Annotated in this window: 19 protein-coding genes and 4 pseudogenes; 19 read left to right on the top strand and 4 right to left on the bottom strand. The window is 57.0% G+C overall.

Translation table 11 applies throughout. The annotated features are described in order from the left end of the window. Positions 1–51: 51 nt before the first annotated feature. Positions 52–624, bottom strand: a complete 573-nt coding sequence (locus QTO30_RS01710) for a peroxiredoxin (RefSeq protein WP_340422088.1) — start codon at positions 622–624, stop codon at positions 52–54. Beyond that, positions 621–1,962: pseudogene (proS, locus tag QTO30_RS01705) on the bottom strand (proline--tRNA ligase). Before proS ends, QTO30_RS01710 begins: the two are co-directional and overlap by 4 nt. Before the next feature lie 272 nt (positions 1,963–2,234). Here proS and QTO30_RS01700 point away from each other — a divergent pair. The 3 genes and pseudogenes from QTO30_RS01700 (at position 2,235) to QTO30_RS01690 (ending at position 6,130) form a co-directional block, all read left to right on the top strand. Continuing rightward, positions 2,235–3,250 (top strand): annotated as a pseudogene (locus QTO30_RS01700) (AI-2E family transporter). Beyond that, on the top strand, positions 3,251–3,910 hold the full coding sequence (locus QTO30_RS01695) for a DnaA ATPase domain-containing protein (protein ID WP_340422086.1): 660 nt from the start codon (positions 3,251–3,253) through the stop codon (positions 3,908–3,910). Between the two features lie 50 nt (positions 3,911–3,960). Next, a pseudogene (locus QTO30_RS01690) lies at positions 3,961–6,130 on the top strand (RNA degradosome polyphosphate kinase). A gap of 608 nt (positions 6,131–6,738) precedes the next feature. Here the strand turns inward: QTO30_RS01690 and QTO30_RS01685 are convergent. After that, positions 6,739–6,867: pseudogene (locus QTO30_RS01685) on the bottom strand (integrase core domain-containing protein); the annotation flags it as partial. Between QTO30_RS01685 and QTO30_RS01680 the strand changes: the two are divergent. The 3 genes from QTO30_RS01680 (at position 6,856) to QTO30_RS01670 (ending at position 8,609) form a co-directional block, all read left to right on the top strand. Beyond that, entirely contained in the window at positions 6,856–7,116 is a 261-nt protein-coding gene (locus QTO30_RS01680) for a hypothetical protein (RefSeq protein ID WP_340425987.1), read from the top strand. The pseudogene QTO30_RS01685 and the gene QTO30_RS01680 overlap by 12 nt on opposite strands. A 104-nt stretch (positions 7,117–7,220) precedes the next feature. Then, on the top strand, positions 7,221–7,376 hold the full coding sequence (locus QTO30_RS01675; protein WP_340422085.1) for a hypothetical protein: 156 nt from the start codon (positions 7,221–7,223) through the stop codon (positions 7,374–7,376). Between the two features lie 177 nt (positions 7,377–7,553). Then, complete coding sequence (locus tag QTO30_RS01670) at positions 7,554–8,609, top strand: DUF3179 domain-containing (seleno)protein (RefSeq protein ID WP_340422083.1); 1,056 nt, start codon at positions 7,554–7,556, stop codon at positions 8,607–8,609. Positions 8,610–8,775: 166 nt separating this feature from the next. Here QTO30_RS01670 and QTO30_RS01665 read toward each other — a convergent pair whose 3' ends face one another. Beyond that, positions 8,776–12,219, bottom strand: a complete 3,444-nt coding sequence (locus QTO30_RS01665) for an endonuclease/exonuclease/phosphatase family protein (protein WP_340422081.1) — start codon at positions 12,217–12,219, stop codon at positions 8,776–8,778. A 486-nt stretch (positions 12,220–12,705) separates the two neighbouring features. Here QTO30_RS01665 and QTO30_RS01660 point away from each other — a divergent pair, with 486 nt between their 5' ends. From QTO30_RS01660 to QTO30_RS01600, 13 genes are all read left to right on the top strand, one after another. Continuing rightward, positions 12,706–13,752: an efflux RND transporter periplasmic adaptor subunit gene (locus QTO30_RS01660; protein ID WP_340422080.1), complete on the top strand. Its 1,047-nt coding sequence runs from the start codon at positions 12,706–12,708 to the stop codon at positions 13,750–13,752. 14 nt (positions 13,753–13,766) lie between these two features. Continuing rightward, positions 13,767–16,820, top strand: coding sequence for an efflux RND transporter permease subunit (locus QTO30_RS01655; protein ID WP_340422078.1), 3,054 nt, complete (start codon positions 13,767–13,769; stop codon positions 16,818–16,820). A gap of 451 nt (positions 16,821–17,271) precedes the next feature. After that, the gene (locus QTO30_RS01650; RefSeq protein ID WP_340422077.1) at positions 17,272–17,457 is read left to right on the top strand and encodes a hypothetical protein; all 186 of its coding nucleotides are present in this window, start codon (positions 17,272–17,274) and stop codon (positions 17,455–17,457) included. Continuing rightward, positions 17,432–17,701, top strand: a complete 270-nt coding sequence (locus QTO30_RS01645) for a hypothetical protein (protein WP_340422075.1) — start codon at positions 17,432–17,434, stop codon at positions 17,699–17,701. Before QTO30_RS01650 ends, QTO30_RS01645 begins: the two co-directional genes overlap by 26 nt. Beyond that, a complete protein-coding gene (locus QTO30_RS01640; protein ID WP_340422072.1) occupies positions 17,685–18,200 on the top strand; it encodes a hypothetical protein in 516 nt (171 codons plus the stop codon). The genes QTO30_RS01645 and QTO30_RS01640 overlap by 17 nt, the downstream gene beginning before the upstream one ends. A gap of 98 nt (positions 18,201–18,298) precedes the next feature. After that, positions 18,299–18,700 carry a hypothetical protein gene (locus tag QTO30_RS01635; protein ID WP_340422071.1) on the top strand — a complete coding sequence of 134 codons (402 nt, stop codon included), beginning with the start codon at positions 18,299–18,301 and terminating at the stop codon, positions 18,698–18,700. After that, complete coding sequence (locus QTO30_RS01630) at positions 18,697–19,488, top strand: hypothetical protein (protein WP_340422070.1); 792 nt, start codon at positions 18,697–18,699, stop codon at positions 19,486–19,488. Before QTO30_RS01635 ends, QTO30_RS01630 begins: the two co-directional genes overlap by 4 nt. Before the next feature lie 261 nt (positions 19,489–19,749). Then, positions 19,750–20,043: a hypothetical protein gene (locus QTO30_RS01625; RefSeq protein WP_340422068.1), complete on the top strand. Its 294-nt coding sequence runs from the start codon at positions 19,750–19,752 to the stop codon at positions 20,041–20,043. A gap of 2 nt (positions 20,044–20,045) precedes the next feature. Beyond that, positions 20,046–20,318 carry a hypothetical protein gene (locus QTO30_RS01620; RefSeq protein ID WP_340422066.1) on the top strand — a complete coding sequence of 91 codons (273 nt, stop codon included), beginning with the start codon at positions 20,046–20,048 and terminating at the stop codon, positions 20,316–20,318. Positions 20,319–20,342: 24 nt separating this feature from the next. Then, complete coding sequence (locus tag QTO30_RS01615; protein WP_340422064.1) at positions 20,343–23,651, top strand: hypothetical protein; 3,309 nt, start codon at positions 20,343–20,345, stop codon at positions 23,649–23,651. Beyond that, entirely contained in the window at positions 23,652–24,833 is a 1,182-nt protein-coding gene (locus tag QTO30_RS01610; RefSeq protein WP_340422063.1) for a hypothetical protein, read from the top strand. Then, positions 24,830–25,738 carry a hypothetical protein gene (locus QTO30_RS01605; RefSeq protein ID WP_340422062.1) on the top strand — a complete coding sequence of 303 codons (909 nt, stop codon included), beginning with the start codon at positions 24,830–24,832 and terminating at the stop codon, positions 25,736–25,738. The genes QTO30_RS01610 and QTO30_RS01605 overlap by 4 nt, the downstream gene beginning before the upstream one ends. Then, positions 25,735–26,271 (top strand): hypothetical protein, encoded by a 537-nt coding sequence (locus tag QTO30_RS01600; RefSeq protein WP_340422059.1) that lies wholly within the window; start codon positions 25,735–25,737, stop codon positions 26,269–26,271. The genes QTO30_RS01605 and QTO30_RS01600 overlap by 4 nt, the downstream gene beginning before the upstream one ends. The last annotated feature ends 1 nt before the right edge of the window (position 26,272 follow it).

Below are 26,272 nucleotides of genomic sequence, written 5' to 3'. Positions count from 1 at the left end.
GTTTTGACGGAACCTAGCAGATTTTGGCTGAGGTGTTAACGCCTCAGGCACCTATGCGCGTTCTTCCGCGTCATTACGGAGCCAATTGATGACGTTTCCGGCATCCTGATCCGGTGGGAACACCGGGTAGAAGGTTTTCAAGATCACCCCGTCCCGCACAATCATGGTCAGGCGTTTGTGCAAATGCTGCCCCTCAACCTCGATCCCGGGCAGATCAAGCGCGCTGCCCAGCGCCAAATCAACATCTGACAACAGTGGGAACGGCAGGTGCAGACGTGCCGCCGCTTCCCTCTGATAGTCCGTTGCCTGCGTAGAGACCCCGTAGAGCGCGTCGACGCCCCACGCCCGCAATTCCGCGAAATGATCGCGGAAGGCGCAGGACTGCGGCGTGCATCCACGCGCGCCGGGGATCTGATCCCAGCCGTCCGGCAAATCCCGGTCCGGGCGACCGGTCATTGGATAGACGTAAAAGACCGCCAGCCCACCCAAATCCGACAACGTAACGTCCGGGCCAATAGTCGCTGGCAAAGTCACAGTTGGCAGCGACATACCTTCCAGATGCGCAGCCTTACCATCGTCGGCAGGTGCCGGGATCAGTGACCAGTCTACTTCGGTCAGGCTCACGCGATGCCTTCGTAGATTTTGGCAATCTTCGCAACGGCGTCTTCCGGCGGCAGTTCTTCACTCTCCCCAGTGCGACGGCTGGTCACTTCGACCACGCCGTTCTTGAGGCCGCGTGGCCCCACGGTGATCCGCCAAGGCAGCCCGATCATATCCATGGTGCCGAACTTGGCCCCGGCCCGTTCGTCGCGATCATCATAGAGCGGCTCAAGGCCGCGTGCCGTCAGCGACGCATAGAGCGCTTCACAGGCCGCGTCCGCCGCCTCATCGCCCTGACGCATGTTCAAGATGCCACAGTGGAAGGGGGTCACGCCCTCGGGCCAGATAATGCCCTTGTCATCATGGCTCGCCTCGATGATTGCCCCTAGTAGGCGTGACACGCCAATCCCGTGGGACCCCATGTGGACAGGCACTTTGCCGCCCTGCCCGTCATCAACCAAAGCCCCCATCGCTTCAGAATATTTGGTCCCGAAGTAGAAAATCTGACCCACTTCGATACCCCGCGCGGTGCGCTTGCGGCCCTCTGGGATCGCGTCAAAGAGCGCCTCATCATGGGTTTCATCGGTGCGCGCATAGCGGCTCGTGAATTCATCCAGCACAGCGGCGCAGGCCGCCTTGTCATCGTAGTTGATCTCACGGTCGCCAAACTTCAGATCGGTGATTTCGCTGTCATAGAAAACCTCGCTTTCACCCGTTTCGGCCAGCACAAGGAACTCATGCGTGTCATCGCCACCAATCGGGCCACTATCAGCGCGCATTGGGATGGCCTGCAGACCCATGCGTTCATAGGTGCGCAGATAGCTGACCAGATGACGGTTATAGGCGTGCAGCGCGTCTTCTTTAGTCAGGTCAAAGTTATAGCCATCCTTCATATAGAACTCGCGGCCCCGCATGACGCCGAAACGAGGGCGTACTTCGTCGCGGAACTTCCATTGAATCTGATACAGCGTCAGCGGCAAGTCTTTGTAACTGTTCACATGGGCGCGGAAAATGTCCGTGACCAGTTCCTCAGCCGTGGGCGTAAACAGCATGTCACGCCCGCCACGGTCTTTGATACGCAGCATTTCTTCACCGTAGGCATCATAGCGGCCACTTTCGCGCCAGAGGTCCGCCGATTGGATCGTCGGCATCTGGACTGCGATGTGCCCTGCCCGCGCCTGTTCCTCATGCACAATGTCCTCGATCTTACGCAGCACTTTAAAGCCCAGCGGCAACCACGAATATATGCTTAGCGGAAGCCTGCTTAATCATCCCCGCCTGCAACATGTAGCGGTGGCTGACAATCTGCGCCTCGCGCGGCGTTTCTTTGAGGACGGGCAGGAAATAGCGGCTCAGACGCATGGCGGTGACTTTCATGGTGCAATGTTCCGCAACGGTTTAAGCGCCTGCGGGGCGCCTCGCAAGCGCAGACGACACAGATCAATGATATTGCAGTGAACCGCATCCGGACTGCGTTATTTCACAGCCACCCTTGCGCCACCGTGCCGCATACCGCATCTATTGCGTCAAGCAACTACGGATCACACATGGCACTGCCGGTCGGACAACAAGCAAAATATTGGGGCATCGCGACGGCCGTCTTCTTGATCGCCCTGTGGTTTTTGGGTGATGTAATCCTGCCATTTGTTCTGGGCGGGGCGATTGCTTACTGCCTAGACCCGATCGCAGACCGCCTTGAGCGAGCCGGATGTTCAAGGATTGCGGCGGTCGGTATCATCACGCTTATCGCAGTTTTGGTCTTCGTTCTTTTGATCCTGTTGGTGATCCCGACCCTGGTGCAACAAACAGCAGCTTTGATCAACGCCGCACCTGAATTGTTTGAACGCCTGCGCAACGGGCTGACCGAGCGTTTCCCTCAGCTTTTGGACAACGAGAGCGCTGTTTATCAACAGCTTCTGGCGATCGGGAAACGATCCAATCAAAGGGTGGTGAGTTGGTCAACGGGCTGGTGTCATCCGCGCTTGGCCTGATCAATATCCTTGTGCTGATCGTCATTGTGCCTGTCGTCGCGGTCTACATGCTGCTTGATTGGGACAACATGACCGCAAAGATCGACGAGATGTTGCCCCGCGATCATGCTGAAACCATACGGATGCTGGCCCGCGATATTGATGCGACACTGGCGTCTTTCATCCGCGGTCAGGGCACGGTCTGTCTGGTTCTGGGCACCTATTACGCCGTGGCGCTGATGTTGGCTGGGCTGAACTTCGGCATGATCGTCGGCTTTATCGCCGGTTTGATCACCTTCATCCCCTATGTGGGCGCGTTGGTCGGCGGCGTGCTCGCTGTGGGTCTGGCCTTGTTCCAGTTCTGGGGCAGCGTAGAAGTCGTTGACGGAGACACGGTGACCTACGCGACCAACTGGCTGCGCATTGGTATCGTCGCAGCGATCTTTGGGCTGGGTCAGTTTCTTGAGGGGAACATCCTGACGCCAAAACTGGTTGGCGGATCCGTCGGCCTGCATCCCGTCTGGCTGCTTTTTGCGTTGTCGGTCTTTGGCACGCTCTTTGGATTTGTCGGCATGTTGGTCGCTGTTCCGATTGCCGCCATGATCGGTGTTGTCGCCCGCTGGGGCCTTGGACAGTACAAAGACAGCTTGCTGTATCGCGGACAATCCGGGAGCGACTAGATGTCAGATCAGCTCGCATTTGACTGGCCAACAGGTGTTGCGCTGGGGCCGGATGATTTCTTCGTGTCCACGGCGAATGCGCAAGCTTTTGCCATGCTCCGTACGCCCCAGACTTGGCCAGAACAAAAGCTCGCACTGGTCGGGCCCAAGGGCTGCGGCAAGAGCCATCTGGCACGTGTCTTTCAGACCCAAAGCAATGGTTTGCTGATTGCGGCGAATGAGATCACCGCCCCCTTCCATACAAATGCACAAACGGTGATCATCGAAGATATGGAGATGCTTAACCAAGCTGCGGAGGAGGTGGTGTTTCACTTGCATAACAATCTGCGCGCCGCAGGCGGGTCACTTCTCTTAACCTCGAATCAGCCGCCCAGCCGTTGGCCCATCGCCCTGCCCGATCTGGCATCGCGTATGCAGGCCACCACTATCGCACGGATCGACAACCCCGATGACGCGCTGCTCTCTGCCCTGATCATGAAGCTTTTTGCCGATCGTCAGATCAACCCCCAACCAGCACTGGTGCAGTATTTGACGTCACGCATTGAACGTTCTTTCGCCGCTGCCGCCGATATTGTGACCCGGCTTGATACCGCCGCTTTGGCGCAAAGACGTAAGATAAACAAAGCGTTGGCATCAGAGTTACTGGACAACCCCAACTGACACCGCGATACTGTCATAGAACCGCAACAAATGCGGACCAAAAGGCCCCAATGACTGACGCAAACTTTCTGGAAGGGGACTATCCGTCCCCGACAACACTTGATATCGACCTGAGCAGCCCGGCGCGTTTCGTGAACCGAGAGCTGAGCTGGTTGAGCTTTAACTGGCGCGTGCTGGAAGAGGCTGAAAACCCGCGCGTGCCTTTGCTTGAGAGGCTCCGGTTCTTATCGATCTCTGCGACCAACCTGGATGAGTTCTATACCGTCCGCGTCGCCTACCTGCGCGAGCTTGCAAATGAGGGCAATGTCACGCCCGGCCTTGACGGGCGCACGCCTGCCGAACAGCTGATTGTGATCGACCGCGATGCACGGGCGCTGATCGCCCGACAGCAGGCGGTGTTTACGGACCTGCAAGAACTGATGGCCGCACAGGATATCCATATTCTTGATCGCGCCGCGCTGAGCGAGACCGACATTGCCTATCTGGAAAATGTCTTCATTGAACAGGTCTTCCCTGTTTTGTCGCCGCTGGCGATTGATCCCGCACATCCGTTCCCGTTTCTGCCCAACGAAGGTTTTGCGCTGGCGCTGCAGTTGGAACGCCCAAGCGATAAGCGACAGTTGCGCTCTCTCTTACCTGTGCTTACCCAGATTGACCGCTTTGTCGCCCTGCTTAGCCGACCACGGGCATCGGTTTTTGCCGCTAGAAGAACTGCTTTTATTGCATATCGGGCGGTTGTTCCCGGGGTATCAGATCAAAGGAAACTGCGCGTTCAAGGTCCTGCGCGACAGTGATTTGGAGCTTGAAGACGAAGCCGAAGACCTGGTACGCGAATTTGAAACCGCACTCAAACGCAGACGCCGCGGCGAAGTGGTGCGTTTGAAGATGTCGCATGGCGCGCCTAACGCGTTGAAATCCCTCATCATGTCCGAGCTGCATGTGACCGAGGAATCGGTGGTTGAGGTTGATGGCCTGATTGGTGTCGCAGACCTTGGTGAGTTGGTGCTCGACAGCAGACCCGATCTGCTTTGGCCTACCTTTGCGCCGCGTGTGCCCGAACGGGTCCAGGACCATGACGGCGATATGTTCGCTGCCATCCGCCAAAAAGACATGCTGCTGCACCACCCGTACGAAACCTTCGACATGGTGGTCCGCTTCCTAACCCAAGCCGCCCGCGACCCCAATGTCGTGGCGATCAAACAGACACTCTACCGGACATCCAAACGCTCGCCCATCGTTGAGGCGCTTTGCGAAGCGGCGGAAGACGGTAAATCCGTCACCGCACTTGTCGAACTGAAGGCCCGTTTTGACGAAGCCGCCAACATCCGTCAGTCGCGGCGATTGGAACGCGCAGGGGCACATGTGGTCTATGGTTTCCTGAACTATAAAACCCATGCCAAGATTAGCACAGTGGTACGGCGTGAAGGGGACAAGCTGGTCACCTACACACACTTCGGGACCGGAAATTACCACCCGATCACCGCACGCATTTATACCGACCTGAGCCTGTTCACATGCGATGCCAAACTGGGGCGCGACGCCACGAAGGTCTTCAATTATCTATCGGGCTATGCCCAGCCCGATGGCCTCGAAAACCTTGCAATTTCGCCTTTGAATCTGAAGCAAACCCTGCTTGACCGGATCGCGGCAGAAGCTGAGAATGCCCGCGCGGGCAAGCCAGCGGTGATCTGGGCCAAGATGAATTCCCTGATCGAAAGCGATGTCATCGACGCGCTCTATGCTGCCAGTCAGGCTGGCGTGAAAATCAGCCTTGTTGTGCGCGGCATCTGTGGCTTACGTCCGGGTGTCAAAGAGCTGTCCGAGAATATTCGCGTCAAATCCGTCGTGGGGCGATTTCTTGAGCACTCGCGGATCGTTTGTTTTGGCAATGGCGGCAACTTGCCCTCCAAGAAAGCCAAGGTCTTTATCAGCTCCGCTGACTGGATGGGCCGCAACCTGAACCGCAGAGTTGAGACGTTGGTCGAGATCAAAAACGCGACCGTTAAAGCCCAGATTGTCAGTCAGATCATGGCTGCCAATATGGCCGATATCGCGCAAAGCTGGGTCATGTCGGCCGATGGCAGCTTCACGCGGTCCAGCGTTAAAGAGGGTACCTTCGCCTTCAATTGCCACCGCTTCTTTATGGAAAACCCCTCGCTGTCAGGGCGCGGATCCGCAGGTGCATCAGATGTTCCGCAGTTGACGCATACCGAGGATTAATCGAGGTTATGCCAGTTGCTCCATCAGTCATTCCTGTCTGATCATTGTCAAGGCGAAATCCACATTGAATCGATTTGAGCGATTACTACAAGCCTACCGTGTGGGACGGCAGATATATGGCGATTAAGACAGCCGTTGCGTTCAACCAAACGACCCACTGGCCAATGTGATTGTCACGTCCCTCAGCCCCGGCGGCTTGTCGGGGTCCGCGAAAGGTGGCAAGCAGTTCCTACCACCGTTTTGTCGTGCTCTTCGGCGATACGGCTATGCCACGCATATCTGTACATCCATGAGGCAGCTCGAAAAATTCATTGCTTTGGACAAGTCTGCGATCATCATTCACGTTTATGGCGAGGACCACTATGATATCGCCTCGCCTCGATTGAAAAGTGTCGAGGAAAACGCACGACTCGTTTTCAACGGATCCGAGATCGGGCCTATTCTTGCGGATAAGCAACGATCACTCCAACACTTCACGAAATTCGGCGTCCCCATGCCACCGGCACCGACCACTGGTACCCCTACATTCAGCAATGCACGCCGAGGAACATCAACATCCGTTTCGATCATCGATAGTCCCGATCAGGCAGATGAAGACTGGCGTGCCCCTATCGGGTGTTCCGGTCTAACTGTTGGTTCATCGTGGGTCTGTGGTCGATGGGAACGGTGATTTCCGGTGCAGGCGGACGATAGCCCAAAGCACTGTGCGGCCTGATGGTGTTGTAGTGGACGCGCCATTTGCGGGCGTGCCTAGGCAACTGTGTAACGCATCAGCGATTTGGCCTTCAGCGGTCACGCTGACGAACCGCATGTCGTCCTTTGCGATCAACGGGGTCATTCAGTCGGAGTACCCGTACAACCCGCTGGGTCAGCAGGTGATCCATTGGCTTGGGGCCGAACAAATGCGTTGGCGCTCACCAGGTTTTGATATGTTCTTGATTGGCGACTTTACGTCGCCACAGTGTATGCCCACTCAAGTGGCATGAGGTCTTAAGATTGGGTTTGCAGTCTAAGATGCATTCGCGCCGCAGATGTCCGCGATGAGAGCCAGTTGTGGCAGAGATCAAAGAACGGTGTGAGAGGAAGAGGCATGATAGCAGAACCCTGTTTGAACTATCGCTTTGTTTTGGCAAGACTACTGGTTGTCGTGTCCTTGGTTTGGAGCAACGCACTACAGGCTCAAGAGGCCAACACGCTGCCGGACTATGTGATCGAAGAGTTTGGTAGCCCGCCTAGCTATCCCTGATGGGCCGCTTTCAGCATCGCTTCAGCGGGCAGTTGAGGTGGCCTTTTTAGAGAGCATGACACAATCGATCTGGAGCAACGATCAATCAATCGCGCTGGCAGAAATCGTAGAGTCAAATGATCCGCGACTGGCGTGGTTGATTAGTGATCTCATGCGCTTTGTTCCCGGCCTAAGCAATTGAACACCGAACTCTCTGATGCTGCCTCGACCTTACTCGGTCAGAGCTTTGGGCCCGGCAACAACTGGGGCCACATTACGGATCGCCTTATCGCGTGGGACGTCCCGGCTCCGCCTGACTATTTGCCGGTCAAGCGCGCGATTTTCACAAGCGTATTTGACGGATGGGACCAAATCTTTGTTGAAGGCGACGTTGACTGGCGGCTCGTTTCCTGGGGCGGCGTGCTCATTGATGATCGCGCATACGACACCACAGATGAGCCATGCAATTGCATTCCAGCCGCAGACAATCCGCGAGTACAAAGTGCCGAAGATGCAAATTGGCTGGATGATGACGACATCGTTTTCGGTGTCGAAGTGAACGGTGAATATCGCGCCTATCCGCGTCGCATCATGGAAGTGCGCGAGATGGTCAACGACACATTGGGCGGGCGGCACCTTGGCATTCCTTACTGTACTTTGTGTGGCGCCGCCCAGGCGTATTTTACCGATCAATTGCCTGCTGGCGTCGACAGGCCGATATTGCGAACCTCTGGGCTTCTAAGTCGATCCAACAAGGTCATGTACGACCTGAACACTTACTCCGTATTTGATACCTTTCTTGGTGAAGCTTTGACCGGCCCGCTTGCCGACGGAAACCTCAAACTTGAGCAGGCAAGCGTGGTGACAACCGATTGGGGGGCGTGGAAGGCCGCACATCCGCAGACCACCGTGTTGGTCGAAGCGTTGGCATTAGGTCGCGATCCCGATTTTCGGAATGGGCGGGATGCCAATGGGCCAATTTTCCCGGTCGGAGATGTTGATCCGCGTTTGCCTGTTCATGAGGATGTCATAGGCGTCATTACAGCCTCCGGCCATCCCGTGGCGTTTCAGCGAAGTGCCGCATTTTTAGCCTTGCGAAACGGCGCAACGATCAATGTCGAAAATGTGCATCTTGTCCTTGACGCTGGCGGTATAAAGGCTGTGGACGTTGATGGCATGGATCTGGGAAGCCATCAGGCGTTCTGGTTTGCCTGGTCACAGTTCCACCCACAAACTGTACTTTGGACTGGGTGAGTTGGCGGAAGTGCCGCTGATACATGAATGGTGGTCGGCGTTACAACATTGAGAGGTGCATTTGCCTGACCATTTTGGGCCGACAATACCACGTCGGCCCAACGCTGGTTAGGGCAGGATATGCACCAAGGCTGAACCTTAGGTGCTGGCGCAACCTCTAGCAGGACTAGACGAATACGAACTCGTCATCAACCAAGCGCTCAAAGCCGAAACCATCCAAGCTAAAGGCTGTATCCCCGACAGCCCTGATCTGCACGGCATCAAAGCTTTCGCCGTTCTGGGTGACATTGATCTCTCCGCCACTGGCATTGACCACCTGCGACCCGATCATCTGCCCGTCGTTAAGGAACAGCACTTCGACATCGCCGTTGCCACGCAGCTCGTCAAAATCGAAGAACGCTTCGGTTGCGTCCCCAAAATCGCCATCCTGCAGTTTGAACGTGAGTGTTTCGTCATCGTTTACAAGGCCGAATTCGCCAGCGAAGAAGTTATCGCCGCGTGACCAGACACCGACTTCACCATCAACGAAGCTCAGTTTCTCCCAGCCACTTGCTTCGGCCTTCAGGCGTACATCGACATCGCGGAACGATACGGCGTTTTTCAGAAGAGGCAGATTGTCCGTATCGACAGCGTTCCCGTCGATGATCTCTGTTGCGCGCGTACCAAAGAATCCTTTTTCTTCGAATGCGACAGCCACGCCAATGGTGTCCGGCGCGACATCGCCGATGGTCAGCAGCGCCAGAAGCGGGTCGTGATCGCTGCCGCGGTCATCGGTGTCAGCAAACTCGGAATTCACATGCACGATGTCAAACTGCGCGTCGCCCGCCAAACCATCTGATACCAGAATATGATCGAGGGCCTGGCTGTTGCCTTGGAAGTTGAACGTATACCGCTCGTTTTCCGGCAAGGTGTTGGTCAGGTTTGTCAGCCCCGCATCTTCAAGCCCGGTGACTGGCGAGACGAATTCAAACTCGTTGAAGTCGCCAACAACCACGACATTTGCGTCGGCATCAGCTGCAATGGTATCTGCGACGAAACCGGCAACCGCCTCTGACTGCGCCTGTCGTTCATCAAGCGAGCCGTTGACGTTTACATCTTCCTGACGATCCGCAAAGTCCTGCTCCACCCCCAAAATCGGCGCACTGCCACCTTTGGACGAGAAGTGATTGTTCACAACTGTCACTTCCTCGCCGTTAAATGCGAACGTCGCGACAAGTGGCAAACGTGCCCCTGCAAAGCTGCCACCGGGGTCTTGTGTTCCGATGGTTTGCACCGACCCTTCGACAAGGCTTACCCGGTCCTCTTTGTACAAGAACCCGGTGCGGATGTTCCCGCCCGGCTGGCCGCCGCTGGCCAGATCCGTGATGAACGTATTATCGATATAGGCATAGCCGGAGCTGTCGTTCATGATCCCGTCATCGGCCATATCAATGGCGTCAATCAGGGTCTCAAACGTCAAGGCCGCTGAAACCACACCGTCACCGGTTTCGCCCCCAGTGCTGTCCTGAATTTCCTGCAGTCCGATAATGTCAGGGCTGCCAAGGTTATTTACGATCTGTGCGGCGATGGTATCAAAACGGCCGTCGCCCACATCATCATCAACGTTACGCGCCTCGCCATTGTTCGTCAGCGCCTGATCTTCGACAATCGGATCAAGGTTCAGCACGTTGTAGCTGGCAATTGTCAGCTGGTTTTCGGACCCGGCCAATGATGTGCTTTCGGGCTCCAGAAGCGACGGTTCGACGACGACAATCTGGTCTGTTGGGTTAATCTGGAAGTTGCCGAAATCGTAAGAAACAACACCGGTCACATCCTCCAAGGTGGCGCCGGTGTTGACGTCAACCGCATCAAGGCCAAAGTCCCAGTCGATCTGCACCTTTTCAGGGTTGAAATCATCGGGTGAGATATTCAGCGTACCACGCTCCGACAGGCCGGTGGCCCCTTCACCACCATCCACAACGACAAAGAGTTCTCCAAAACCACTTGTCCCCGATACCGCAACGGGCTGCGGTGCGGTGACCAGCATGCCTTCCAGACTTTCCCAGAAATCGATACCGTCAGTTTCTGGATCGAATGAGGTGAAGTTGTCATCCTCAATATTCTCGGACGGTAAGGGCCGCCCATCAGCACCCAGAATGACGGATGCAGGTAAGGCGTTGCCGCTGGACAATACTGTAATCTCCGGATTGCCGCCAATCTGCGTTGTGCTCAGATTGCCGGTGCCTTGGCCGCCCGGATAAAATTCGCTGACGGTGCCGCTGACATCCAGTGCATCGCCAATGGCCACGCCCGGCACGCTGCCAGTAAAGACAAAGATTGCATCTGATGTCGCGATATCACCGTCGCCATCAGGGTCCTGCATATAGAACCCGTTGGAGTCGACCGCGGTAACTATGCCGCTGGTGGTGACCTGCGCGCTGCCAACCCCCGTTGTCGGATCAAGCGGGGTTGCGCTGACAAGACCAGAGATATGCCCTGCCCCCTGAATTTCCATGATTGTCAGGCGGGGGCCACTTGTGTCGGTTTCATTTGTTGATCCCGGTGTGTCGCCTGCCTGATCACCGAAGGGCAATGCAACGAAATCACCTGTGCCATCAACGTCGCGCGCAGCACCTGCCGCCGTAAAGTTGCCATCGGCAGGGACAACCGTATCTGCATAGCTGAAGTCCGGATTTGCATCGCCGTCAACACCCGAAACCCCATCAAGAATGGTGTCCCAAGGCGCTGCATCAAATATGCCATCGTCATTGGTATCCAGATCGTCGCCCGCAGCACCGGTGAAGCCCTCAACAATCAGGAAGGTTTGCGGCGACCCGAAAAAATCGAGCCCTGCGACACCCACGTCGCCCGCTTCAAGATTGGGGTTCTGATCATTGGCGATTAGCACAAATCCGTTCTCATCGGCAGTGGCATCGCTCAGATCAATCGCGAAATCGATGGAGCCGGGCGCAAATTCACCGGATATGACCAGCAGGGTCTTGCCCGCGAGCGATGCACCGGGGTCAGTGAACAGCTCGACAAAGTTGGAGGTGTCATCAGTACCCCCAGGAGAAGAGATGCGGTATTCGTTAATCGCAACACTGACCTGAGGTTCGGGTGCGCCGGGTACGGGGAACGGATTGGGTGCGCTGGCATTATCTGTCACGCCATCCAGCGCATTTGGGCCGCTGAACGTCCACGCATTGGAGTTAAAGACCGGGTCTGGTCCCCCCGCGACAGGGCGAGATGCCCAACCATCCATGTACTCCCAAACCTCTCCGCTACCATCGGTGTTGATGTCGCCAAACAGGTCGACAACCACACCGTTCTGAAACAGCTCGATCGCGTCATCGCCATTGATCGATGCGGCGCTATCCGTGAAATCGGGCGCAAATCCAAAGAAGGCCGTAAAGTTGTCGATTTCACTGGCGATGTAGATTGTTGTTCCTGCGGCCAGCGGGATCGCTGGAAAGGTAAACTCTTCACCATCGCTGCCGCCGCCATTGTTGGCGGAGCCGACCCCGTAAATCGATAAATCCGCAATATCGTTGATTGCGGTAAGCTGAATAGCCTTGGGCAGCCCACCAAAAAGGCCGCCGTCAATTACGCCGGTGATCATCAAATCTGACATGATATCTAGTCCTTGCAAAAGAAGGAGAGCGCACAGCCGCCCCCACGGTTGAACAGGTCAAGTCTGCGCAGGGATACGGCGTCATTGCAACGGAGAGATGTCAGTTTTGACCCATCATCGCCCCACGGTGGTGGATTACCGCCTACGCTACGCGCAAAGAAGGCAAACTCGACAGCGGGATTGGCGCACTGAAACTGCTCAATGGGTAGCTGCGGCATGTCCATCTGACACGCGACGTAGGCTCTATCTTGTTCGATGATCCCTCTTTTTGCTGACAGACTTTTTTAAGAGGCGGTGATCATGAGCGTGTTCCGACATCCGCAAAACGGCACCTCTCCGGTCAATCATTCTTGCGAAACAATATACGTGACGAATGTTTGATGTTACTGCAAAGTTAAACAAGGCCGCGCTGGAGGTGGGGGTTTGCAACATCGAAGAACCTGTCAGCGATCCTGTTTGACAACGTATTTTATTAAAGGACAAGTCATGATCCGCATTCTCACCTTGCTCGCGCTCACCGGTTTGGCTGTCTCCAACCCGAGCCAACTTACGGCGCAGGACAGTCCCATACGCCCGGCAAAGCTGATGATTGTCGGTGCCGACTCTGGGGGTGTCACCCGGCAATTCTTTGGCCAGGTCGTGGCCCGTCAAACCGTTGATCTTGCCTTTCAGGTATCTGGCCAGATTGTCGCATTCCCAGCCACCGAAGGTCAGGGGATTGCGCAGGGTGCATTGATTGCGAAACTTGATGCCGAACCTTTTGAACTGCAACAACAGCAGGCCGCTTTGCAGGTCGAACAGGCCGAGCGTTTGGTTGCAAGATTGAACAACCTTGGCGCTTCGGCCTCTGAAGTATCAAAGCAGGATGCGGAAACACAACTGGCTTTGGCCCGCGTTCAACTGCGCAATTCCGAGTATTCTCTGGAAAACGCGACGTTGCGCGCACCCTTTGACGCGCTTGTCGCGAGCCGGAATGTCGCGAATTTTACAACAACAAGCGCAGGCGCCCCTGTTGTCAGACTGCATGATATGTCAGAGCTACGCATTGACATTGATGTGCCGGAGGTACTGTTCCAACGCGCAGGTCAGGATGCAACTGTGTCGCTTTTGGCGCGTTTTCCAACCAGCGATCAAACCTATCCGCTGGAGATACGAGAGTTCAATGCTGAAGCGTCTTCCATCGGACAAACATTCCGCCTGACACTAGGTATGGACAGACCGGACGGTCTAAGCGTTTTGCCGGGGAGTTCTGTTGTTGTGCTCGCAACTATGGGTGAAGGCACATCCCGTCTGATTGTGCCTGCGACAGCCATTCGGATCGCAAGCGACGGCGCCACCAGTGTCTTGCGTTTCACACCAACCGAAGACGACAACGGCACGCTTGAAGAAGTCGCCGTTGAAGTCACTGCAACGCGTGACGGGCAGTTCATGATCGTCTCAGGATTGCAGGCTGGCACAGAAATCATCCGGACTGGCGCGCAGGTTCTGGCAGACGGTCAGACAGTGCGTCGCTTTTCCGGCTACGCGAATTAAGGCTGGGTTATCTGATGAGAATTGCACGCGCTTCAATCGACCGGCCCATCTTTACCTGGATCATCATGCTGATCTGCCTGTTTGGCGGCATTTGGGGGTTTAGCTCCCTTGGGCGGTTGGAGGATCCCGCCTTCACGATCAAACAGGCGGTGGTCATCACCCAATATCCGGGCGCATCCGCCCAACAAGTGGCCGACGAAGTGTCAGAACCGCTTGAGGCCGCAATTCAGCGCATGGCCGAAGTGAGCGAGATCAAATCTGTCAACAGGCCCGGTGTCTCGCGTATCGACGTTCTGGTCGAGGACACAATCAAGGGTGACGAGCTTCCTGCGATTTGGACGGAACTGCGCGAGCGCTTGCAAAACGTACGGAATGAACTGCCGAGCGAGGCAGCGGCACCTTTTGTCGATGACGGGTTTGGAGATGTCTATGGCATCTTTTTCGCGATCACTTCCGAAGGATTCAGCGACGCAGAACAGCACCAGTTAGCGACATTTCTGAGGCGTGAAATACTGACAGTCGATGGTGTCGCTGACGTCGATATTGCTGGCTTGCCAGCTGAAGCGATCTTTGTTGAACCTGATCTTGCGTTAAGTGCCCAGCTTGGGATCGATCCGCAGATCATTGGTCAGGCACTTGCCACCTCGAACTCTATCTCTCAGGCTGGCTCGGTGAACGCTGGCGAGACGCGCACCCAGATTCAGCTTACCGAAGGATCGGATTCCGTCAGCGAAATTGCTGCGCTGACAATTGGTATCGGTGGTGATCTTCTGAACCTGATCGATATCTCAGAGGTCAGTCGCGGACGGCAGGATAACCCATCGCAGATCATTCGCTACAACGGGCAATCTGCCTTCACCATTGGTGTTTCAGGGGCAACAAACGAAAACATCGTCGAGGTCGGCAATCGTGTCGATGCGCATCTCGCGGCACTTGCCTCGGAAATCCCATATGGCGTCGATCTGCACCCGATATATCAGCAGCATGTCGTCGTGGATGAGTCGTCAACAGGATTTTTGATCAACCTTGCGATGTCAGTAGGCATCGTTGTGCTGGTCCTGGCCCTTTTCATGGGCGTGCGCGCATCAGTCGTTGTCGGCATGACGCTCCTGCTCACCGTGGTAGGGACCCTGCTTTTCATGGCGATATTCTCGATCGAAATGGAACGGATATCGCTGGGTGCGCTAATCATTGCGATGGGCATGCTGGTCGATAACGCTATTGTCGTCGCGGAAGGAATGCAAATCGCCATGGCGCGGGGCAAGTCGTCACGAGACGCCGCTGACGAAGCGGCGGGCAAGACGCAAATCCCGCTTCTGGGGGCCACGGTGGTTGGCATCATGGCCTTTGCGGGCATCGGATTGAGCCCGGATTCAACCGGGGAGTTCATGTTCTCACTATTCGCTGTGATTGGTATCTCGTTGTTGTTGTCCTGGGTGCTGGCGGTTTCCGTGACACCTCTGCTTGGCCACTATGTTTTCAAACAGGGTGTAGATGACGGCGGTGACCCATATGGCGGACTGATCTTCCGAGGTTACGCCAGCCTGCTGCGCGGAGCACTTCGCCTGCGCTGGCTTGTGCTGGTCGGTCTCGTCGGGATCACGGCCGCCTGTTATGTTGGCTTCGGCATGGTGAAACAGCAGTTTTTTCCAAACTCGAATACACCGCTATTCTTTGTGCACTATACGATGCAGCAAGGGACACCTATCTCAGCAACAGCTGACCAGATGGCTATCATCGAAGCCTATCTGGCCGAGCACGAAGATGTCGTCGCCGTTTCGACATTTGTGGGCCAAGGGGCCACCCGCTTCTTGCTGACTTACGGGGCCGAGCCCCCTAACCCGGCCTATGGCCACCTTATCATTCGCACCGAAAACCTGGATCGCATTCCACCGTTGCAGGCGGAACTCGAGGCCTTTGCCGCCGAGAACTTGCCAGAAGGGGAATTCCGCACCGAGCGCCTTGTTTTCGGCCCGGGCGGCGGCAGCCCAATTGAAGTTCGTTTTTCGGGCAACGACCCAAAGGTATTGCGTGATCTGTCGGATCAGGCGATCGCGTTGATGACCGCCGCCTCTACAAACATTATTGCGCCGCGGATCGACTGGCGCGAACAGGAACTTGTTTTGCGACCGCGCTATGTGACAGAGCGAGGACAGGCCGCGGGCATCACCCGAGACGATATCGCTGACAGCTTTCTGTTCGCAACAGATGGCTCCACCGTCGGTACGTACCGCGAGGGTGAGCGCGCTATTCCTATTGTGATACGGGTGGCACCCGGCTCTGACGTAGGGATCATGGATCAGGTGCTTGGAACACAAGATGGATCTTCGCTGCTCCCGATTGAGCAGATTGTGGATGGTTTCGCGCTGGAGCCTCAGAACACCGTCATCCGACGTCTGGACCGCGTGCCAACACTCACAGTTGGTGCCAGCGTTCCGGCAGACATGACAGCAGCCCAAGTGCATGCCGAGGTGCGCAGCACCATCGAGGCGATGGAGTTGCCGCTTGGATACAAAATGGAGTGGGGCGGAGAGTTCGAATCCTCGGCCGACGCGAATGCCAGTCTTGGCGCTCAGTTGCCGGTCACTATTCTGATTATGGTGCTGATTACCGTCCTGTTGTTCAATGCACTGCGGCAACCATTGATTATCTGGCTGCTTGTCCCGATGTCGGTTAACGGCGCGGCCATTGGGCTTTTGGGGGCCGGTTTGCCCTTTACCTTTACCGCCCTTTTAGGCCTGCTGAGCCTGTCCGGCATGCTGATCAAAAACGGGATCGTGCTGGTCGAGGAGATCGACATCGTCCGCCGCGAAGGACGCGCACTGCGAGAAGCCATCGTCACCGCATCCACCTCTCGCTTGCGCCCGGTTCTGCTGGCGGCTGCGACGACGATTATGGGGATGGTACCGTTGCTCGGAGACGCGTTTTTTGTGTCCATGGCGGTCACCATTATGGGTGGTTTGGCATTCGCTTCGATCCTGACACTTGTCGCTGCGCCGGTGCTCTATGATGTGTTCTTTGGCGGGGCGAAGCAGAGTAGATCGGCTAGCAACACCGCAATAGCATGACCCATGTCCGCAACCCTTGGCGACAGCGGCGCATCAGGATTTTTCTCACTTGTCCGTGCGGAATGAGACTGAGTCTCTTACGCATGATTCTTGTCATGTTGCGCACTGCTGGCAGGCAGCCAACCTATAGTCTTGAACCGTCTCACGTCATGACTGTTTGGCGACGCAAAGCTTTCGCTAAGTCACCTAAAGCATTGTTAGGTAATGATATTACAAGGACCAAGACGCATCACCTTACCTGTTAAGACACCATAACTGTTTACGAAAAGCGGTCATTGTGCTATCTTTCCACCATTAAATTACGTTTTGGTTTTTTCATGCCTCGCTTATTCTGCGGCGGCCTCCGAGTTATAGATTTAGGTTTTTCTGTAGTCATTTCTGCGGATGCGTCGGCGATTTTTGTCAGATACCGGGTTCCCTTTCGCATAGCGCGTTACGGAGATCCGAAGTCATGAATTTTCGCGACGCAACCTTGGTTTCACTCGCCTCCCCTGACTTGCGCGACGGTCTTTTGACAGAAGAGGCTTTGGCTGGCTTGGCCGCTGCCGCTTACCGTATTGATCCCGGTGTATTGTCTGCCCCATGGGCGGCGGCGTTTGACAAGGTCGAACTTGCGCTTGCTGTTCGAATTGCGTGATCAGGCTCAGGTTCGGTTCTCACTCGACGTGACATCTGGCCGTGGCGACGGACAGATTGACCGGATCGTTCAGGACCCTCTTGACCCCGCACCAGATGCGATCTGGCAAGGGGCCGTGATCGGCCAGGGCCGCGTTGGCGGCGGGCGCATTGCCGAAGTGTCCGGCTCATTCGTCGGATTGGGCGACGTAGATGCAGTCATTGATCAGGCTGGCGGTGTGCCCGCGGATGGGCTTAGCGCGTGATGTAGCGCGCTTGGCAGAGATCGCCGCACGGTTATCAGCGGCAACCGGGCGTGCAGACAGCATCACCTCTCAGGATGTTTCCGATTGGGTTGGCCGGTCCGGTGCATCCGACCTTTCCACCTTTATGAATATGAACAGCCAGGTCGATGTCGGCGGTGGGTTTGGGATCAGGTTTGTGTCTGACGCACCTGCGGTCGATAGCCCGATCCGCCTGTCCTTGAACGCGGTCATTCATATCGCTGAGCCGCAACCGAACACGGCAAGTTTGATGTCACTGATCCACGCGACCCGACGCGCCAAAGAGCTGTTCACAACCAGCCGCGATATTGCTGCACCCACACCCGGGATCGACAGGCGCGGCGCGGTTGTTGGGCTTTGGTTGGTGCCTCTCGATTGGTTCGAAGACAATGACTGGCCTGGTGCCAACCCCGCCGCGCGCCGGGATGCCGCAAACATCTGGTTGCGTGAACTCGGAATAGCGATTGCCACGCCAAACTAACCATTTGGCCGTGTGGTGGGCCCGTCGAACCCCCGCCGCACCGCCAAATCAAGGTTCGGCCCTCACGCCCTGAAGGGGCATCAAGAACGGAGAACCGCATGTCCATTGCATATCCCTTTGTAGACGTCGACGTAGACACGTCCGGCCTCGCGCCGGTGATGCGCCGAGCCCCCGGTGTCCTGGCCGTGGTTGGCGTCAGCACACTTGGCGATGCGCCAGCGAATACGCCACGTATTGTCGGCTCGCTTGAGGAAGCCGCCAATATGTTCGCCACCGTCGACGGCGATGGTGCGGTCACCGCAACGAGCCCCCTTTATGAGGGGCTGGTCGCAGCAATGACTCAATCGCCTGGGCCCAGCAAGGTTTATGGCGTTAAAGCTGCGGCGGACGGCATTCCCGCAGCGCTTGCCTCGTTGAACGCTGCGGACGATGTGACGTTCGTGACATTGGCAGGCATCGTGGCAAGTGCGCCACCCGATGCCGGACATCGGCGTCGGTGACAAACCCGGATGTTGCCGCCCTCTTTGCCCATGTGCAGGCAGCCGCCACAGGCGGTGACAAAAGGATGGCTGTCTTCGCCCTCGATCCGGCGCTCACGGCCGAAGGTGCGGGGCCCTATGCGGCGGCCGCAGATTCCGCACTGGTCGATTTCCGGTCGTCGCGCAGCATCGCTATCGCGGCGCGTGGTGCCGTCAGTGGCGGCGGGGATGCACAGATCGCCTGTGCTGCTGCCGCTGCTATTGCCGGTCAGGCGCCAGCAACCTCGATGGTCTTGAAACGCTTAGGCGGGTTCCAGATCCCGCTTGAGGCGCAGTATTCACCCAGTGAAATCAAAGCGATTGCCGCTTTGGATATCATCCCCATCATTGATCCGGCATTGATCGCCGGGCCCAGCCTACACTTTGCCGACGGGCGCACCTACACGGATGACGCCACACTTGGCTACATCGATGTCGTGCGCCTTTTGGATGATGTGGAATTCCGTCTGAAAGCAGGCCTAATCAACATGATCGGGGATGCACGGATCACCAAGGCCGGGCTGATCTCGGTTGCGACCCGTGCGCAGGGCATTCTGGGTCGCCTGCTTGGCCCCGGTGGCATCGACGCTTTTGAGGTCCGCATACCTGTGCTGGAGATCCTGCGTGCGCCACGGGCCAGTTGGACTGCACCGCAAACCAACCTCGTCACCGAAGCGCGCGGCAACCGTGAGGTTCAGATGATGGTCAATATCGTGCTTGGGCCATCGATCCATCTGCTCAAGATCAATCTGGCCCCGACATACACCTAAATCCGGTCACTGACCAAACCAAGGCTATTGCCACAAGAGAGGACTAAGACATGTCAATGAACTGGCGCTCAAGACTATCCGTTTCTGTCGAAGCACCCGGATCGGAGGACCCCATTTCCGTTACCCCCATCGATTCTTTGCAACCAAGCTTTTCATTTCAGGCAGAGCCGGTGCATTCGATCGAGGACACGCATCTGGGGGTGATCTACTCGCCCGATCAGATCAATTTCTCAATGACAGTTAAGGCTATTGGCGGAACTGGTGCGCCGCACGGCAAAGCTGACGCAGCTTGCAATCAAGGGTCAACCCTTCAACATCATACTTGAAACCCAAGAGGGCGAAGAGGACGACTGGGCCTTCGAAAGTATCGTCCTGTCGGACTGCATCATCACGAATGCCACGCCGACGAATGCTGCCATTTCCGGCGCGCCGACGGCGACTTTCTCGGGCTTTGCACTTGCCGCAAGCTCAATGGCGGATGGCACAGACGGCACGATGGGCGCGATGGGAGCTGCTGATACCAAATCAGGCGTTCCCGTTGAAGAGGAAGGCTGATCATGCGGTTCAGACTGACCCCTGGTGGCGGTGACAGACGGCCCAAGCGTGTGACGCGCACCGGGCTGGCCGTCGTGCACGAGGGCGAAACTGTCTATCCCAGCGCGGGATCAGAGGCACAGGCCGTCGCAGCAGGTGACGATGCGCAAGCCGCAGTGCAGGTGGTCTTTCCTGTCGAGGTCGAAGTCGTCACAGGCGGTGCTGAAGGCGAAGCTGATCTTGCGGCGGCTGAGCTTATGACGCGCGCCGCACGCCGCCTGCGGCGTCTGGGCTAACCCAATGCAGATGCGGTGCGCCATATGAGTGTCCACGCCAGAATACCCGTGAAGTTGCGGATCGACGCCCGCACCGCGCGCAGCGGGCACGGCGCACTGCGCGATGCCTTGAGCCGTGCGCTGGACCGCGCATTGGACAACATGGTCACCGAGTTTTCTGACCGGGGCAGTGATCTGTCCTACGACGTTCTGGTGCCAGCAACCAAATGGAGCGGCGAAGGCCTGAGCGGACTTGAACCCGAGGACTTAGAGGCCTGCGATACACTTTTTGCCGACCTGATCGCCGAACGCTCTCATGCAGCTTTGCAAGGTCAAGGCGACATACCTGCAGCCGCCGAACCACTGCCCGCTGATGCCCGTGCACCTTTTGAGGATGATCAGCTCCTCGCAGCAAGTTACATCCTCGACAGTTACGAAACGGACGGTACAGAGGGCACGCGCGACGCACCACCCCGCCGGGCAACGGTCGCCTTTTTGGGCACACCAGCATATGTACGCGAAACCTATGACCGAACGGTCTGGGAAGGTGCCTACTATCACTACACCGGTCAGACCGATCTCTTGCGCGCCGTACGTTTGGTCATTCTGAGCGCTATCGAACAAGGCCATGAAATCCCGCATCAACGGGTTGGTTTCATCTTTGTCGGGCCAAATGCCATGGGTGAACTCACGCGCAGGGCAATTGTCATTGACTATGCAGGCGATCCTGAAAACCTGCGATCTGTCGGCACTTTCACGATTGGTAGCGTCGAATCTTACAGCATTGATGTTGAACGTGGATTGACACCAAGTGATCGTGGCTCCGGTCGGCACAGCCTTATCGGTATCCAAAACCTCATCCGTGCATCGGCTGGCAGTGATCTTGAAACCACACTCGCGGATTTGGCCGTCGCCAGGGACAGAGCGCGACTGGATGCGGCAATTGATGAGGCATTTGACATGAATGCCACACCTGAGGATCGCGCCGCTGTTCATCGCATGTACCGCGAGCGCATGTTGGAGAACGTGCAGCGCATTCTGAGGGACGCCAGAATTGAATCCGGGGGCCGTCCTCTTGTTGTCGCAACGCTGGCAACGACAACCGGTCAACGATTGCCCGGTTTTTTTGAAGATTTATTTGGCGAGCAGACAACGCTTCCGCTTTACTCCATCGCATATCTGACACCGACAGCCGCACTTGAGACCGGCGAAGCAGGCGGCCCCGCTGGCGCGGGCGGCGATGCCGATGATGGTGGCGATGTGGCCCGCGATGGCCGCGGCGGCGAGGGTGGTGGCGATGGCACCGGCGGTGGTGGTGAAGGCGGGACCGGTGAAGCCGGCACTGACGGCGATGGCGCGGGCGGCTCAGGTGGCGACGATCCTGATGCCACCGGTACTGTCACACCGCAGCGTTTCCCTTTCCCGGCGCCGACCCTGCGGTCACCCGGCGACAGCCTGGTGTGCGAACCATTCAACGATGAGCCAACGCTGGACGCTTTGGGCGACGCGGCGAGCGAAATCGCCGAACTGATGCGCCGCATTGCGTGGCGGCTATCGATGCCCGAGTGTAAATACGCAGGCCAATTCATTGTGAATGCGGCCAAGGTCTGGGGCGGTCGGGCGGCAGGGGCATCGGGCTTTGCAGGCGAACGCGCGGCAGTTATGCGGTTACTTGAAGGGCAAGACGGCACACTTGGCGATGTCGATTTCGAACCGGAACCAAGCCCTGTCATAGATACAATCCGACATCTTGCAGGCACCGTACCTTTGATGAAACGCATGCTGGACGCTTTTTATCATCTGTATCGCGACCCAGCGCAGGCGGCTAAACTCGGTGGTTATTTCCAGGGCGAGGGCACACTTTGGACGCTGCGGCTGCGCGAGGCCTTTGTCCCTGAAATCAAGCAGAGCATCGGCTTTGGCTTCAAGGTGGCATGCCAATCCTGCCTGTTACAATCCTGCTTGTCGTCGCGCCAGCAGATCCTTGAGCGGCTGAACAACTTTGAAAACTATTGGCCGCTCTTTGACAGCCTCCTGCGCACCTTCCTGGCACCCCAGGCGCGCCTTGAACTGCTGCGCGAGCGGCTGAATTCATTCTATGCTCTTGTTGAGCCGGATATGGAATCTACCGTCAGCGTTGTGGCAACAAACTGGCGTGACGCACGCGAAGCGCTGATGGCTTCGATTGGCGCATCCGATACCGCCGAGATTATCTCTGACAGCGAAGACAACATCGGTGAAGCCACAACAGAGGCGACAGTCATACTGCTGGAAAGTGGCGGCTACGGTGTCCGTGACGAGAATGGCAAGATCTGGACACGGGACGAGTTGAACCAAGCCATTGCGATGCGCAGCGGTGTCGCGCAAGCCATCGACCCACTGGTCGGCAAGGTCAAGGATCTGCCACAGGCCGTTATCATCGCCCAGAACGATCCCGAGACATCGCGCGAGTACATTCACGCGCTCCTGACTGAGATGCTTGAAAGCAACACAGAAGTCCTGCGCGACGCCGAAGACAGCCCGCAGTATGCATTCCGTGCCTCAAAGATTAACGAGAGTATCGAGCGCGCCACTATTCCGGGTACGTCAGTCCAGCTGGGCGGCATTCACCTTGTTGCGCATAATGCGATTGGCGACGCCTTCATGGGTGACCCATTCTATGGGTCAGCCATTGATTACGCATTCGGTGTGGAGCTTGGGACACAATCGTTGCTGCAGTTCTTTGAACTGACGGGAACCGTTCTGTTGTCAGTCGTTTTCCCGCCGGCAGGCATCGCATTGGGGATCGCTGTTGCCGGTGGCCGTCTCTACGCGGCACATGAACAAATGGACATTGTTGAAGGGCTATTTGACAATGATCAGATCGTCACAGATGCAACGGCAGAGTTGGATCTGTTCATGGCGGAACTCGAGGCCGTCTTTAGCGTCATTCCTTTGGCGGGTAAGGCGCTCAGATTGGGTGGCCGCGGGGTGATGGGAGTGGCCCGATCTGGGGCGCGTAACGCGGGTCGCCGCGCCATACGCGGGATCACCCGTGATGTGGCTGAAGAAATCGCAAGCAACTTGAAACGTGGGCTGCCAATGGCCTTTATGACCGAACTGGCACAAGATCAGGTCATGGGGCAGGTTATGCAGCAGGCCATGGGCCCAGTGGTCATGCAGCTGCAACGAGAACTGTCTCTGACCGACACGGTGCTGTCGCTCCCTGATGCCACGGCTGAAAACCCCGCATTGGGCAGTGAAGCCGAACAGGCCCGCGACGCCCATCGGATCGAACAGCGCCTGCAAGAGGGCGATGACGAACGCGCGCGGCGTCCCGAAGGGGCAGAAGTTGCCCGCAGGGGGGATCCATAGATGGCCCGCTTGTTCCGCTTTGTCCAAGGCGCTGATGCCTTCAACATCACCGAGGCGATTGCCGCCTCACCGAACCTGTCGCGCCTGCGCGATCAGCTAACCGCCCGCTACGGTCAACGCGGTGCAGATGTGGTCGAGGATATGATGGTTGTCGTCATGCGGCGTGCAGGTGACCACTATGTCGCAATCCGCGGCGCGCAGATTGATCAAATTATGGATATCCGCACCCGCATTGATGGCATCTACGGTGGGCTGATGCGACGGGGCGGCGATAGCACGATTGATGTGGATGCCGAACTGCAGCGGCTTTTGCGCGACTACATGGAACTGGACGAGGCAATCAATAACGCCAGCAGCCCGGTCGATAGTTTCCGCCTGCTCCCGTCAGAACAAGACGCCTTGGGCAGCCGCTTTCGCGGCGAGTTACTGGATCCTGATGGCACACAGAGCCCGCGCTTTCGCGAACAAGACAGCCAGGCGGGCGGGCGTCTTGTTGATGAGGATTTCCGCGACAGGGCGGGCCGCCTGCCGGGTGACGAAGGCTATGCGTTCAACCAAAGCCGCGCACATCGCAAGGATTGGCGTCCTGATCCTGACAATCCGTCAGAGTTTATCAATACATTTGAGGATGGCTCGACCGGGCGGTTAAGGGTCGAAGAAGTTGACGGGCGCGAGATTCTTATTGTGACATCACGTCAGCGCGACGGAACCGAGCTTACCATCAGGGAAGAAGCCGTTTTTGTCGATCCTTATGGAAACAAACCACGCACCACGTCACTGCTGAATGCGCACCATGGTGTGCAGGCGGCACCGATGGAGGCGCGTTTTGGCGGCTTCGGCTACGACAGGCACGCCGCGCCAACAATCTGGCTGCGCAATTCGCGCACCGGTTCGCCGCACGCTCGGATCACAGCCATCGAAGGCCGCACGTCCGAACCGCGTTTTACAGAACCCGGCTCACGGCTGACAGATCAAGAACTGGGCTCGGTCACCTACGATCAAATGCGCCGGATCGCCGAGCGGGAGATGCGCAGCGTCGGTGTGTCCGAACAGGCAATCCGCAACTACCTGACGGCGCACGATGTTTACTTTAGAGATCACGTCTTTCCAAGGATCGATCCAAGTCTCTACGGTGATCTGCTTGGCACCTGGCGCCCAGCTAAACTTTGGGGGACGCCATGATCGCTACCACCGTGCTTCCCTCCTCCGAAGATCGTGTCACCGCCTTTGCCAAACGGCATCTGCCACCCCATCCCGCACCTGTCGCGCGCACAGATCTTGCGCTGGCTTTGGCGATGGGTCGCCTTACACCGGCATTGGCAGCACTTTATGGGGTCCATGATGGGTTGATGCTACATGCCTACGATGTCTTTGACCTGCAAGAGGCCGCCGCGCATCCCGCACAAAGTGTTGTCCAACGCGCATTCCCCGGGGCTGTTTTATTTGGATGGGATCGGTCGGGGTATGTCTTCTTTGTTGATGCGCAAAATGTACTATACCGGGGCGCAGGCGCCATCTTTGCGGTAGACAAGGTTTATGTGGAACCATCGACCTGTGTTCTATGTGCACCTGATCTGGCGACTTTTTTGGAATCCACCGAAACGGGCCGCCCTCCATGGTATGGAACACGCCTGATTGACCAGCAAATCACCGCACTGCGCGATGCAATCTCGGCACACCCTTCTCACGTTGATACACGGCCGGGCAGCACGGCCACCGACATCACCGACGCCGCCAAAGCGGCCAGCGTATCGCCCGGACGCGGTCACATTGCGCTGTTGGAAGTGACAGACGGGCTTCTGCTGCCGCAGGCCGGAGTGACGGTCTTTGGCAAAGATGAGCTTGGGCCGGTCAAAGGGGATATCCCAGGGTACTGCCGCTTTGGCACCGGGCCCGGTAGTCTGGTTCTGACAATCACGAACGCAGACGCAGCGCGCCCCACCGATCTGATCCTAAAATCGTTTGGCAATGATCCCGGCAGCGCCGCAGCGGTGGGGCCTGTGCTGGATGTCGTGACCGGTTGGATCATTGCAGGCGACATTCACCTGCCGGACACCCCCGACGCACAGAATGGAAACGCATCATGAGCAAGCGCAGCTATCTGACATCTTTCGTGCAGGGCGACGTCAACGGGCAGGTTGGCTTTATCCCCAAGTCGATCCCCAGTGCGATTATCGCTGATGGTCCATTGATCGTCCCGCTCTGGTCCGTTTCGATGATGTCGATCTCTGAGAGCTATCATCTGCCGCCGCTTACATCATCCGCGTCCCGCCAGTTGGTCGATACTCATGACGATACGATCTCGCTCAACGGGTCATTGATCGGATGGGACCGTTTCATCTTTAAGGAGCTGCTGGAAATTCAGGCCGAACAATCGATGCGCGGCTCATTCCTTGAAAAGACGACGATGGGCAAAGTGGGCGGGCTGATCCTGATCACGACAATGACCATCCGGACGGATATGTTCGTGCGCTCTTTGTCGTTTTCGGCAAATGCGTCACGGCGCGATGTGATTGATGTGTCCATCTCGTTGGCGCATCTCCCGCGCCCCGGCCCTCTGGCGCAGATTCTTGATGCCGCTGCCGTCGGGGTCGGTACTCTTATGGATTTCACGGTGTAAT

It is taken from the genome of Yoonia sp. GPGPB17, from assembly GCF_037892195.1.
Lineage (GTDB): Bacteria > Pseudomonadota > Alphaproteobacteria > Rhodobacterales > Rhodobacteraceae > Yoonia.
Note: the sequence above shows the minus strand (reverse complement) of the source record. Positions and strands in the feature narration are given on the sequence as shown.